This is a genomic window from Chondromyces apiculatus DSM 436, assembly GCF_000601485.1.
Classification (GTDB): domain Bacteria; phylum Myxococcota_A; class Polyangia; order Polyangiales; family Polyangiaceae; genus Chondromyces; species Chondromyces apiculatus.
In genome coordinates, this window is the sequence record NZ_ASRX01000042.1 from 29,510 (window position 1) to 41,730 (window position 12,221).

Here is a 12,221-nt window from a genome sequence, read left to right on the forward strand (position 1 = left end):
TTCACGGCCTCGCCCCCTCCGTTATCCAGGATGTGTGTCTGTTGACGGCGGACGCGACCGTCCGTTATCAAAGATACGTGTCTGTTGAAGCGGTAAGTCTCGACCCCTCCACCCACCCCCGCCCGGCGCCTCGCCCGGCGCCGCATCTCGTGGCCTGCGACGGCTGGCTGGAGGTCCACTTCGGCGCCGGCACCCCTGCCCGCGCCGACTTCCACTGGTTCTGGCTACGCCACCAGTGCGACGGCGATCGCCACCCGCTGACCGGCGAGCGCACCCTCGACGCCTCCGAGGTTCCCCTCGACATCCGGCCCCTCAGCGTGACCCTCGACGATGCGGGCGCCCGCGTCCTCATCGCGTGGGACGAACCCTCGGGCCGTCGCAGCGCCTACGACCTGGCCTGGCTGCGCGCGCACGCCTACGCGCCCGACCGCCCCTCCACCCCCACGCCTCCCTCCGACGTCGCGCGCGTCACGCTCGACCTGCGCGACCCCCGCGTCACCAGCCACGACCCCCGCGTCACCAGCCACGACCCTCGGCAGCCCGACCCCGCCTCCGTGGTCGGCGCCAGCCTCGACCTCCTGCGCCGCGACGGGCTCGCGGTGGTCAAAGGCTTCGCGAGCGCCCCCGGGCGCGCCCCGGTGGACGACACCGACGTGCTCATCGACGCCTTCGCCGCGGCCGGTCTGTCCCTCATCGTCACCCACTTCGGCCGCATCGAAGACCTCCGCACCGACAACACCACCAACCAGAACACCGACCAGCTCGGCTACACCGACGCCGGCATCGACCTGCACACCGATCAGCCATTCCTCGATCACCCCCCCCGCTACCAGCTCCTCCAGTGCATCCGCCCCGCGACCGTGGGCGGGGAGAGCTTCCTCGTCGACGCCCTGGCCGCCGCGCGCCTGCTCCAGGCCCTCGACGCCCCTGCCTTCGAGCTCCTCACCACCGTCCCCATGCGCTTCCACCGCAAGCAGAAGTCCTTCGAGCGGGTGGTGGACGCTCCCCTGCTCACCATGGCCGGACCGGACGGCTTCCAGACCCGGTACTCCTACTTCACCCTCGCCCCGTTCCACCGGCCCTTCGCCGAGATGGAGGCCTGGTACCGCGCCTACTCCCGCTTCGCGCGCATCGTCCGCGACCAACGGCACCAGTACCGCTTCCAGCTCGAGCCCGGCGACTTCGTGATCTACGACAACTACCGCATGCTCCACGCCCGGACCTCGTTCTCGGGCCCCCGCTGGCTGCGCGGCGTGTACTTCGATCCCGCTCCTCGAGCCGCCTGACCTCCGCGCCATCGTCGGTCTCACCCCTGCGGCCCTCCTCCACACGCGCCTCAGTGCCGCGCCGTACCAGCGCCTCCGGGCTGCGGCGCACGCATCGAACCGGTCCGCCCTGAAGGCAGCGCGTGCCCCCTTCGGCCATGGTTCGCGCAGCCGCGCGACACGCGGTCCGAGGAGAGGATGAGACCGATGAAAGAGCCCGCAGCGAAGAGCGATCCGAAGGACCGCGAGCCGAAGCCCCCGTTTCCCCCCCAGGAGCAGGACCGCCCTGGCTTCGAGTCCAGGATGGACCCCCGGCCCGATCACGGCGAGGACACCTACAAGGGCACCGGGCGCTTGAAGGATCGCGTCGCCCTGATCACCGGCGGTGACAGCGGCATCGGCCGGGCCGTCGCGCTCGCCTTCGCCCGCGAGGGCGCCGACGTGGCCATCGCCTACCTGCGCGAGGAGCAGGAGGACGCCGAGGGCGCGAAGCGGTCCGTCGAGGAGGCGGGGCGCAAGGCCGTGCTGATCCCGGTGGACCTCGTGGAGGAGTCCGAGTGCAAGCGCCTTGTCGACGCGACTGTCAAGCACTTCGGCCGCATCGACATCCTCGTCAACAACGCCGCCGAGCAGGGCAAGTCGGTCGAGAAGTTCGAGGACATCGGCGCCGCACGGGTCGAGCGCACCTTCCGCGTCAACATCATCGCGATGTTCCACCTCGTCCGGCACGCGCTCCCCCACATGACGAAGGGCAGCTCCATCATCAACGTCTCCTCGGTCCAGGCCTACCTGCCGAGCGCCGAGATCCTCGATTACGCGACCACCAAGGGCGCCATCGTCGCCTTCAGCAAGGGCCTCGCCGAGTCGCTCATCGAGCGCGGCATCCGGGTCAACAGCGTCGCGCCCGGCCCGGTGTGGACGCCGCTCGTGATCCAGTCGTTCGACGCGAAGAAGAACTCCGAGTTCGGCAAGAACTCTCCCATGAAGCGCCCCGCCCAGCCCGGTGAGCTCGCGCCTGCGTTCGTTTTTCTCGCCTCCGACGAGTCGTCCTACATCAACGGCGAGGTCCTCGGCGTGACCGGCGGCAAACCCCTCGGCTGATCCCACCGCCGCGCGACCCGCCACCCGCGTGCCCCTCCGGCGCGAAATCGCGTACCGTGAGGGCACCATGATCCCCCTGAATCCGGCCCGGCGCCGCTGGATCGCCCGCGCGGCCTTCGCCCTCGGCGCAGGCGCTTGCTCCTCCTCCGACACCAAGCCGGATCCCGAGATCCCGCCCGATCCTCCGGGCCGCGACCCTGCCCACTGCACCTTCGAGACTCCGCCAACGCGCGAGGCGCTCCCCGCCAACACGCCCGCCCCGGTGCGCGCCGGCATGGGCTCCGTCATCCTCCCGATGCCCATCGGCGCACCCCTCGGCGGCTACGCCTCGCGCACCCCAGCTCTCGGCGGCGCGCCCGTCGACGACCGCGCTGGCCGCTTCGTCACCGGCATGATCCCCTCCATCGGCGTGCACGACGCCCTCCGCGCCGAGGCCCTCGCCCTCGAAGCCGGCGACGAGCGGGTGATCATCCTCCGCATCGACGCGCCCCTCCTCAACGAGAACACCCTCTTCGAGCTGGAGTCGCTCGCCGCCCCCGACGGCTCCCTCCGCGGCCGGATCCTCATCTCCGCTTCTCACAGCCACGGCGCCTGGGCCGGCTGGCAACCGAGCCTGGTGCTGATGCCCGGCGTCGACGCCCCCCACCGCGCCCTTGCCGACCGCGTGCTCGGCGCCATGGCCAAGGCGATCCAGGACGCCGTCGCCGCGCTCGAGCCCGCGCGCATCGGCGTCGCCGTCGACCCCGACTTCGACCCCTCCGACACCGTGAACCGCGACCGCCGCGGCGAGAACGACGCCATCCTCGACCCCCACGGCGAGGCGGCCCACGGCGGCAAGGACGCCACCGTCTGGGCCCTGCGCGTCGATCGCGCCGACGGCTCCCCCCTCGCCGCCCTGGTGAACGTCCCCATCCACGGCACCATCGGCGGCGACAGCAACATGATCGCCTCCACCGACGTCATCGGCGGCATCTCCCGCGCCCTCTCCGCGGAACTCGGCTACCCCGTCCTCCACCTGCAAGGCGCCGCGGGCGACGTCTCCCCCGCGGGCGAGGAGGGACGCGCCGCCTGCCCCGACGGCACGCGCTGCCTCGACATCCCCCGTATCGAGACCGTCGGCGCCCGCGCGGCGACCCTCCTCGCCCCCCTCGTCGAGGGCATCGAGACCGGCGCCGACGCCGCCCTCGAGGTCGTGACCCGCACGTTCTACATCGGCCACGACATCGAGGTCCGCCGCCCTGACGACACCCTCCTCAGCTACGCGCCCGTGAACCCCGACCCCGAGTTCGTCGCCGATGGCGTGCTCCTCGACGAGCGCGGCCGCATCGCCACCCCCGTCGACGAGTTCAACACCAACGCCGGCGCCGGCCTCTGCGGCGACCCCGACGCGGGCTCCTTCGCCCCCATCCCTGGCGCGCGCAGCATCCCCCCGTACAACTCCTGCCTCGAGCTCACCCTCGGCAAGGACCTCGTCTTCGGCCTCTTCGAGGGCGTGAACACCGACATCCCCGTGCCGCTCTGCGACTCCATCCGCGCCACCGGCAGCGCCATCCGCATCTCCGGCACCCCTTCCGGCGACTGGCTCCTCCTCGGCATCCCTGGCGAGCCCACCGCCCCCTTCGCCCACTACCTCCGCAGCCGCTCCCCCGCCGGTCCCGAGCGCACCTTGCTCATCGGCTACGCCGACGACCACCTCGGCTACCTCCTCACCGCCGAGGACTGGGTGGCCGGCGGCTACGAGCCGAGCATCAACATCTGGGGCCCCCTCGAAGGCGAAGCCGTCATCGACGGCGTGCTCGAATCCGCGACGATCGCCTGGACCGCCGAACGCGAGGACCCCGAGGTGGGCAGCTCCCGCTGGCTCGACTGGACCTACCCCATCACCACCCCCATCGAGCCCTCCATCACCAGCGACCACGGGACCGTCTTCACCGGCGACGCCCCCATGTTCTGGCCCGACACCGCCGACACCGCCGCCACCGCGCCGACCACCATCTCCCGCGCCGTCGGCGCCGCGCGCCTCGCCTGGACCGGCGGCGACCCGGCCATCGACAACCCCGAGGTAATCATCGAGCGCGAGACCGAGCCCGACGTGTTCGAGCCCCTCCTCGACGCCCACGGCCGCCCCGCGAGCACCGCCGACGGCGCCGTGGTCATCACCTACACCCCCGACCCTCTCGACGCCGAGGTCCCCACCCACCACATCTACGGCGCCGTGTGGCAGCCCGTCCCCGCCGATCCGTTCTCGTACGCCACCCCCGCGCAGCCGTTCTCTCTCCCCCTCGGCCGCTACCGTTTCCACGTGCGCGGCGCAGCCCAGAGCAGCTCAGGCCCCACCACCTACGACTTCACCTCGGACCCCTTCCAGGTCGACGCCGCGCCCCTCGCCGCGACGTCCTCCGCCATCCGGTCCGCCTCCGCCATCGACGTGGTCGCACTGCTCGGCAGCGCCCCTGGTCTGCGCGCCCTCCGCGAAGGTCCGAGCGACGTCGACGTGCCCCTGCTCGGTCCCTGGAGCGTGACAGTCACGTTTGCCAGCGGTCCGATGCAGGCCTTTGACATCACGCCCGACACCGCCAGCACCGCCTCCATCCCACTCGCCGCCGCCGACATCACCGACGCTGTCTCCGTGGAGATCCGCGACGTGCACGGCAACGGCGGCGTGCTGACGCTCTGACCACCCTCAAGAGGTGGTACGCGCGCTGAACGAAGCCGCGCTGGCCCCTTCCTTCCACCGCCGCTGTTGAAAGCTGGCGCGCTCTCTGCGCGCCGCACGAAGCCGTGCTGGCGCACACGCAGCAGCACCGAAGCTCATGATCGTGCGCGTCACACACAGCAACGAAGTGCGACGCTTCCCACCACGATCGCCCACGTGCATCCGCCTCCGCTCGCGCTCGGTCCCTGGATAAAGTCTGCAGACCCGGACGTGAGGATCAGGAGCGGCCGGATGGTTCGACCCGTCCCCATCCGTATGATGCCTCATCATAACGCCTGCAAATGGCGGGGAGAACCGCACCATGCCGATGGGTCTCGACATCACACCTCCGCGTGAGCCGCGCGATCAGGCGGCAGTGCCTTCGTCTGGCGCGTTCGAGTTCGACATCCGAGTGACCGACCTGGATGAAGAAGGCCTCGATCAGCAACCCTTCGGGATCATCCGTCTCGACCGCGAGGGCAACATCCTGTCGTACAACCTGTACGAGGAGAAGCAGGCCCGCCGTAAGCGCGAGGACGTGGTCGGTCGCAACTTCTTCACCGAAGTCGCTCCCTGCACGAAGGTGAAATCCTTCCACGGTCGCTTCCGCGAAGGCGTGGCCCGCCGCGAACTCGAAGCCACCTTCGGCTTCGTGTTCTACCTGCGCCACGTCACCCGCAACGTCGACGTATCCCTGTTCTACAAGCGCGCCCCCCTCGAATCCGCCGACTCCATCTGGGTCTTCGTCCGCGGCTAGTACTGCGCAGTACTGCGTACCCAGGAGCAGGGACCCAAGGTCCCTACGCTCCCTATGGTCGCTACCCCCTCGCGCTGCGCAACAGCATGGCGCGAGGACCGGACGCGTGCTGCGGAGATGGCGCGTGAAGAGGACCAGACGCGTGCTGCTGAAGAGTGCGCGTGAAGGGGACCGGACGCGTGCTGCTGAAGAGCGTGCGTGAAGAGGACCAGGCGCGTGCTGCGAAGAGTGCGCTTGAGCGTGCCGCGCGAGGACCGTGCGCGTTGCTAAGCGTGAGCGTGGCGTGTGACGAGATGCGCGTGCTGCTGCGTGCGCGTGATGACAGCGCCCTCTGGATCAGGTGAACGCAGGGCCCACAAACGGCGAACGCCGCCAGCCCGAAGGCGGCGGCGCTCAGCCAGTCACCGATCGCCTCGCAGCGATCAGTCGCACCACTCGTGCAGCTCGTAGGTGCAAACGCAAGGCGAGCTGGGCGACCAGTTGCAGCTCTCTGCGCCGGGCGGAGGTCCGCAGACCTCGCAGGTCCCGTAGGTACAGTTCTCGCCAGTCGTCTGCGCCTTCGCCTGATCGCTGGACAGCTCCTTGTAGAAGTAGCCCTCGCGCTTCAGAACCTCGACCTCGTCAGCCGTGAGCTGACCGAAGTTCGCAGGGTTCGACGAGATACGGAACTGGTTGTCGGGCGAGTCGGTGAGGTCCACCGGCACGCTCGTGCCGTAGTCGACGTTCTGCAGGTCCCCGATGTGCTGTTCCATCGTGAACTTGTGATCGCCAGCCGTCATCTCGACCCGGGCGAAGTCAATGGGCTTCCGGTAGTCGAAGTAGAAGACGGTGTCGTCCTTCAGGCTCAGCTCAAGCTTCTGGCCCGCAGGCAGCGCCTGGACGTCTTCCGCCGTGACGCGCTCATTCACAACCCCATCCGGAGTCGTGTCTTCACCCTCGTCACCACTCTCGCTGGTGCAGCCAGCGACAGCGAACGCAAGGGTGCTAACGAGAAGCAGTGACTTCATGATGCTCATGGACTGTCGAATCATGGGACGCCCTTCCTAAATCTCCCGAACCTGACCAAAGATCCCTTTTCACATCGTGCGGGGGGCTCTTGCTCCCCGGGTCCATCCCACCTTCGTCAACGATGCCCTGGACCCTGTTGCACGACGAAGGGTTAAGAGTTCCAACTCGGGATGTTGGGGGAGGTAGGGTGGACATGACAAGTCCATTCCCTCGATCCCCCGAATTTCAATGCTCCCACATGCTCCGAGGTAGGTTGATCGGCTCCGATCCGCTCCTGACGCCATCCCGGCTCATGCTTCTGAGCACTACGATGCGTCAGCGGACGGTTCCGCTGCGCATTTGCCCGATCGAGATCGCACGCGCTCCGAACACCCCCCGATGATCCTCCTGGACGGACCTCTGGGCACGGAACTCGACGCCAGGGGCATAGCCACCCCTCCTCCTCTATGGAGCGCCGCCGCCATCACGGAGGCGCCCGATGTGATCCAGGCCATCCACCGCGACTACGCCCTGGCCGGCGCCACCCTCCACACCACCAACACCTTCCGTACCCGGCCCCGCCAGGCCGGGCCTGCCTGGGCAACCCTCGCAGCCCGCGCTGTGGCCCTGGCGCGCGCCGCCGTACCCCCTCATCACCGCGTCGCCGGCAGCATCGCGCCCCTCGAAGACTGCTACCGCCCCGACCTGAGCCCCGCCGATCCCGCCCCCGAGCACCGCGCCCTCGCCCAGGTCCTCGCCACCGCCGGCGTCGACCTCCTCCTCTGCGAGACCTTCCCACAGGTGGGTGAGGCCCTCGTGGCCGTCACCGAGGCCGTCGCCACTGGCCTCCCCGTGTGGGTCTCGTTCACCGCCGGCCCCGACGCCGACCTCCTCACCCCCACGCAGGTCGGCCAAGCCGCCCGCGAAGCCGTAGCCTGCGGCGCCTCCGCCGTCCTCGTCAACTGCATCCCTGCCTCCCGCACGCTCCCCTACGTCGAGCAACTCGCAGGCGCCGGCGTCCCCTTCGGCGCCTACGCCAACGCCGGCACAGTCGACGAAGGCATGGGCTGGGAGAGAGCCCGCACGCCACTTCTCGTCAGCGCCACCTCGCGCACGCCACCTTTCGCCGACGCCACCTCCCGTGCGGCCCTCGCCTACGCCGCCCGCGCCCGCACCTGGCTCGCCGCCGGCGCCACCCTCCTCGGCGGTTGCTGCGGCACCGGCCCCGCGCACATCGCCGCGCTCGCCGCGCTCGACATCCGCTGACCCTTCCCGGCGTCATTCTCCCCCGGCGTCGTTCTCCCCCGGCGTCGCCCTCTCCGGCATCATCCTCCCCGGCGTCGCCCTCTCTGCTGCCACTCCTTCTCAGCGTCAGCGACGCAGGCTCTGTGGCTGCGCCTCACCCTGCGCGGGCTTGCTGCCCTCCTGCGCCGGGCGCCGCAGGAACACCCGCTGCTCCCCGTGGGCGAGGATCTGCACCTCGTTCTGCGTCAGCTTGCGATCGGCCATCACCTTCCGCAGCACCCGCAGATCATCTCCCCGCTCGTCGAGCGAGTTCACGAAGGTGTCGTAGTGGATCGGCACCATCCAGCGCGCCCCCAGGTCCTGGTAAATCTGCACCGCCTCGGTCGGGTCGACGTGCTTCGACACCATGAAATCCCGCGGCGCGATCGGCGCGATCGGCAGGAGCGCCACATCGATCCCCGGGAACCGCTTCCCCGTCTCCCGGAACATGTCCTTGTCGTACGCCGTGTCCCCCCCGAAGTAGACGCGGATCCCGTCGTACTCCACCACGTACCCGGTGAAGGTCTCGGTCATCCAGTCCCGGTCGATGCCGTACCGGAACCCGCTGTGCACCACCGGCGTTGGCGTCACCTTGAGCCCCCCTCGCTCCCACGTCTGCCACGGCCCCAGCTCTACCGTCTCGAACCGGAACGGCGGCACGTACACGAGCCCCCCCCGCGGCACGAACGCCACCTTCGTCTTGTCCTCGATCATCTCCAGCGAGCCGAGCGACAGGTGATCGAAGTGCATGTGCGAGATGAGCACCGCATCCACCGGCGGCAGGTTCTCCGGATCCAGCCCCGGCTCCACGAACCGCTTCGAGACCATCCCCACCGTCGACGTGAACACCGGATCGGTGAGGATCACCTTGTCCCCGATCTGCACAAGCGCCGTCGCATGCCCCACCCACAGCACCGCGAGCCGCGCCTCCGGTCGGAAGGGCTCCCGCACCTTGTTCTTCACCTCCCTCGGCGTCTCGAACAGCGGCGACAGGTTGCGCGTCAGGATCCCCGACACCGCACACGACGACGCCCCGAGCAGCGAGAAGGCCAGGAGCAAGTACCGCGCACGTCCCATGGCAGGCCTCAGAAGTACCGGACGTTGAGGGTCACCGTCGTCATGCGCAGCCCCGGCGTCGGCACGTGCGACACCTGCACCCCGAGGAACCCGAACAGCGTGTAGAGCCCCGCTTCGTACGCCATCCCCGCCTGGTCCCGGTGGTAGAGCGCCGCCCCGCCCACCGACATCGACAGGTACTCCCCCCGATCCAGGATGGGCAGGTACGCGCGCACCCCGGCCCGCAGCAGCCACCGGTTCCCGAGCGTCCCTCCCCCCGCGAGGTACGCCGGAGACCCGTACAGCTCGACCGACCCCGCGTGCCGCACGATCGGCTCCGCGACCAGCACCCGCCACGGCGACAGCCGCGGATCGATCCCGAACGAGTAGAGCAGCGGCGTCACCTGCCACCGCGCCCCGAACCGTACCCCCGCATTCGACACCAGCCACTCCGCGCTCGGCACGAGCTGCGTCGCGACCCACGGCAACGTCGCCCGCACCCGTGGCTCCGACGCCCCTTCCGCAGCAGCCTCTGCGGGCATCCCCGCGAGCGTGAGCAGCGCGATCACCGCCGCGCCCCCCCGACCCAGCATCCCGACGTTGCCGCGCCGCGGACGGCATGTCACGAAAGTCCAGCTCGCCGCCTTCTCGGCACATCCGCCGCGCAGGCGGCGCAACGCGGAGCGAACCATGATCGACCTCTACTACTGGCCCACGCCGAACGGTTGGAAGATCTCCATCATGCTCGAGGAGATCGGGCTGCCCTACAAGCTCATCCCCGTGAACATCGGCCGCGGTGAGCAGTTCAAGCCCGACTTCCTCGCCATCAGCCCCAACAACCGCATGCCCGCCATCGTCGACCACGACCCCCCGGGCGGCGGCGAGCCCGTCTCCGTCTTCGAGTCCGGCGCCATCCTCATCTACCTCGCCGACAAGTCCGGCAAGCTCCTCCCGAAGGACGTCCGCGGCCGCTTCGAGGCCCTCCAGTGGGTGATGTGGCAGATGGGCGGCCTCGGTCCCATGGCCGGACAGGCGCACCACTTCCGCCACTACGCCCCCGAGAAGATCGAGTACGGCATCACCCGCTACACCAACGAAGTGAACCGCCTCTACGGCGTGATGAACAAGCGCCTCGCCGACCGCGAGTACCTCGCCGGTGACCTCTCCATCGCCGACTTCGCCGCCTTCCCCTGGGTCGTGCCCTACGAGAACCAGGGCCAGAAGCTCGAAGACTTCACGAACCTCAAGCGCTGGTTCGAGGCCCTCAAGGCCCGCCCCTCCGTCGAGAAGGGCCTCGCCGCCGGCGCCGAGCTGCGCCAGCAACCGAACATGGACGAGGAAGCCAAGAAGATCCTCTTCGGCCAGAAGGCCACGCCCTGACCTTCGTCACTCCACGCCGCGCGCTGCACCTCGTGCCCGAGCAGCGCGCCGCCTGATCTCTCATGCTCCCCCCCATCGCTCCCATCTCCCTCACCCCCATCGGCGTCGCCCGCACCCCGCACCCCGACCGCGTGAGCGCCCCGCGCCAGCCCTACGCCGCGCACGACATCCCCGGCACCATCGAGCTCTACCCCGCCCTCAACTACGAGCACGCCCTCTCCGATCTCGAAGGTTGGGAGCGCATCTGGGTGGTCTTCCTCTTCCACCTGAACCCCCCTGGCGTGTGGCGCCCCAAGGTGCTCCCCCCCCGCAGCGCCGGCCAGCGCCGCGGCGTCTTCTCCACCCGCTCCCCGCACCGCCCCAACCCCATCGGCCTCAGCGTCCTCCGCCTCGACGCCGTCGACGGCCTCACCCTCCACGTGCGCGACCTCGACCTCATCGACGGCACCCCCATCCTCGACATCAAGCCCTACGTCCCCTGGGCCGACGCCTTCCCCTCCTCCCGCACCGGCTGGCTCACCCCCCTCGCCCAGGACCCTTCCTCCGAGGGCACCCCTGGCGCGTCCATCCCCACCCCTGACCCCGAGCCCGGCTTCCGCGTCACCTGGTCCCCGCTCGCCGCCGAGCAATCCGCCTGGCTCGAAGAGCACCACGCCGTGGATCTCAGGACCCCCGTGACCCGCGCCCTCTCCCTTGGCCCCCAGCCCCACCCCTACCGCCGCATCAAGCGCGACGGCGACGCCTTCCGTCTCGCCGTCAAGGACTGGCGCATCCGCTTCCAGGTCGATGGCCGCGACGTCGCCGTCCTCCGCATCCAGAGCGGCTACCGCCCCTCCCAGCTCGCCACCGCCACCGACCCCGCCGTGCAGATCCAGCAGGCCTTCGTGGCCCGCTTCCCGGACTGAGCGCGCCCTCGGCGAGCCCCGACGCGCACAGAGACGCGCGCAGACGCAGCGACCCTCGCCAGCGCAGAGATCCGTAGACCCCCGCGCCCGGTCACGCCGCCTTACTGCCGCAGCGTCTTGCAGGCCGTGACGGCCGCATCGCGCTGCTTCTCTTGCCCCACCGACGTGTCACAGATGTACGCCTTGCCGCCGATGTCCCGCCGCACGGTCGCCCAGTAGTTCTTCCCCATCGACCCCTCGTTCTCGAAGGTGACCACCCACCCATCTTCGAGGCTCTCCGTCTTGATGTTCAGGGGCTTGAACATCTCGATGTCCTTCTTCATCTCGTCGATGGTCTTCGGCTTGTCCGGCTTCGCCGGGCTCACGTTGAGCGGCGCCGAGGCCCCCATGATCATGTGCCCCTCGCCCACGATGGCATCCGTCACCGCCGAATCCACTGGGACGTCGATCTGGAGGTTCAGCTTCGGCAGCTTCGTCGCCTTCCCGCCCCCCACGATGGTGTCTGACTTCCCCTCTTCGGTCTTCGCGCCGGCCGCCGTCGGCTTTGTGGTGTCCGCCCCAGGTGCCGCCCCCGGCGCAGCACCGGCAGGCTTGTCACCCGACTGACAGCCCACGAGACAGGCGGTGAGTGCGACGGCAGACAGAATCTTCAAGGTCATGGTGTTGTTCTCGCAAGGGGAGCACCCCACCCCAGGGGCGCTCTGGATGCCCCGTCACGCGGGGCCCGTGCACGTCACCACGTCGGCTGACCGTGGCGGGCGGCGGACGCCAGTAGAGCCGAGAGGCCGAGG

At 69.7% G+C, this 12,221-nt stretch carries 11 protein-coding genes; 7 read left to right on the forward strand and 4 right to left on the reverse strand.

What is annotated here, in order from left to right; genetic code table 11:
• Positions 1 to 77: 77 nt before the first annotated feature.
• The 4 genes from CAP_RS24815 (at position 78) to CAP_RS24830 (ending at position 5,818) form a co-directional block, all read left to right on the forward strand.
• A complete protein-coding gene (locus CAP_RS24815; RefSeq protein ID WP_231511673.1) occupies positions 78 to 1,286 on the forward strand; it encodes a TauD/TfdA family dioxygenase in 1,209 nt (402 codons plus the stop codon).
• 186 nt (positions 1,287 to 1,472) lie between these two features.
• Positions 1,473 to 2,366 (forward strand): SDR family oxidoreductase, encoded by an 894-nt coding sequence (locus CAP_RS24820; protein ID WP_044245314.1) that lies wholly within the window; start codon positions 1,473 to 1,475, stop codon positions 2,364 to 2,366.
• A gap of 67 nt (positions 2,367 to 2,433) precedes the next feature.
• Positions 2,434 to 5,043: a hypothetical protein gene (locus CAP_RS24825; RefSeq protein ID WP_156041123.1), complete on the forward strand. Its 2,610-nt coding sequence runs from the start codon at positions 2,434 to 2,436 to the stop codon at positions 5,041 to 5,043.
• A 340-nt stretch (positions 5,044 to 5,383) separates the two neighbouring features.
• Entirely contained in the window at positions 5,384 to 5,818 is a 435-nt protein-coding gene (locus CAP_RS24830; protein ID WP_231511674.1) for a PAS domain-containing protein, read from the forward strand.
• A gap of 422 nt (positions 5,819 to 6,240) precedes the next feature.
• Here the strand turns inward: CAP_RS24830 and CAP_RS24840 are convergent, their stop codons facing one another.
• The gene (locus tag CAP_RS24840; protein WP_044245321.1) at positions 6,241 to 6,726 is read right to left on the reverse strand and encodes a hypothetical protein; all 486 of its coding nucleotides are present in this window, start codon (positions 6,724 to 6,726) and stop codon (positions 6,241 to 6,243) included.
• Between the two features lie 478 nt (positions 6,727 to 7,204).
• Between CAP_RS24840 and CAP_RS24845 the strand changes: the two genes are divergently transcribed.
• Positions 7,205 to 8,071 carry a homocysteine S-methyltransferase family protein gene (locus CAP_RS24845; RefSeq protein ID WP_044245323.1) on the forward strand — a complete coding sequence of 289 codons (867 nt, stop codon included), beginning with the start codon at positions 7,205 to 7,207 and terminating at the stop codon, positions 8,069 to 8,071.
• A 105-nt stretch (positions 8,072 to 8,176) separates the two neighbouring features.
• Here the strand turns inward: CAP_RS24845 and CAP_RS24850 are convergent, their stop codons facing one another.
• On the reverse strand, positions 8,177 to 9,166 hold the full coding sequence (locus CAP_RS24850) for an MBL fold metallo-hydrolase (protein ID WP_081865231.1): 990 nt from the start codon (positions 9,164 to 9,166) through the stop codon (positions 8,177 to 8,179).
• An 8-nt stretch (positions 9,167 to 9,174) separates the two neighbouring features.
• Entirely contained in the window at positions 9,175 to 9,837 is a 663-nt protein-coding gene (locus tag CAP_RS24855; protein ID WP_197041344.1) for a hypothetical protein, read from the reverse strand.
• Here CAP_RS24855 and CAP_RS24860 point away from each other — a divergent pair.
• Together CAP_RS24860 and tsaA are read left to right on the forward strand one after the other, a co-directional pair.
• The gene (locus CAP_RS24860; RefSeq protein ID WP_044245325.1) at positions 9,836 to 10,525 is read left to right on the forward strand and encodes a glutathione S-transferase N-terminal domain-containing protein; all 690 of its coding nucleotides are present in this window, start codon (positions 9,836 to 9,838) and stop codon (positions 10,523 to 10,525) included. The two genes, CAP_RS24855 and CAP_RS24860, sit on opposite strands and share 2 nt — an antisense overlap.
• Before the next feature lie 62 nt (positions 10,526 to 10,587).
• Positions 10,588 to 11,430, forward strand: a complete 843-nt coding sequence (gene tsaA, locus CAP_RS24865; protein ID WP_052375875.1) for a tRNA (N6-threonylcarbamoyladenosine(37)-N6)-methyltransferase TrmO — start codon at positions 10,588 to 10,590, stop codon at positions 11,428 to 11,430.
• A gap of 101 nt (positions 11,431 to 11,531) precedes the next feature.
• On the opposite strand, the gene CAP_RS24870 is transcribed toward tsaA, so the two are convergent.
• A complete protein-coding gene (locus tag CAP_RS24870; RefSeq protein ID WP_044245327.1) occupies positions 11,532 to 12,089 on the reverse strand; it encodes a hypothetical protein in 558 nt (185 codons plus the stop codon).
• Positions 12,090 to 12,221 lie beyond the last annotated feature (132 nt).

Excerpts from the sequence above, each read along its gene's own strand:
- CAP_RS24830 (WP_231511674.1), top strand. The coding sequence starts at position 5,384 with ATGCCGATGGGTCTCGACATCACACCTCCGCGTGAGCCGCGCGATCAG.
- CAP_RS24855 (WP_197041344.1), bottom strand. The coding sequence starts at position 9,837 with ATGGTTCGCTCCGCGTTGCGCCGCCTGCGCGGCGGATGTGCCGAGAAG.
- CAP_RS24845 (WP_044245323.1), top strand. The coding sequence starts at position 7,205 with ATGATCCTCCTGGACGGACCTCTGGGCACGGAACTCGACGCCAGGGGC.
- tsaA (WP_052375875.1), top strand. The coding sequence starts at position 10,588 with ATGCTCCCCCCCATCGCTCCCATCTCCCTCACCCCCATCGGCGTCGCC.
- CAP_RS24860 (WP_044245325.1), top strand. The coding sequence starts at position 9,836 with ATGATCGACCTCTACTACTGGCCCACGCCGAACGGTTGGAAGATCTCC.
- CAP_RS24820 (WP_044245314.1), top strand. The coding sequence starts at position 1,473 with ATGAAAGAGCCCGCAGCGAAGAGCGATCCGAAGGACCGCGAGCCGAAG.
- CAP_RS24850 (WP_081865231.1), bottom strand. The coding sequence starts at position 9,166 with ATGGGACGTGCGCGGTACTTGCTCCTGGCCTTCTCGCTGCTCGGGGCG.
- CAP_RS24870 (WP_044245327.1), bottom strand. The coding sequence starts at position 12,089 with ATGACCTTGAAGATTCTGTCTGCCGTCGCACTCACCGCCTGTCTCGTG.
- CAP_RS24825 (WP_156041123.1), top strand. The coding sequence starts at position 2,434 with ATGATCCCCCTGAATCCGGCCCGGCGCCGCTGGATCGCCCGCGCGGCC.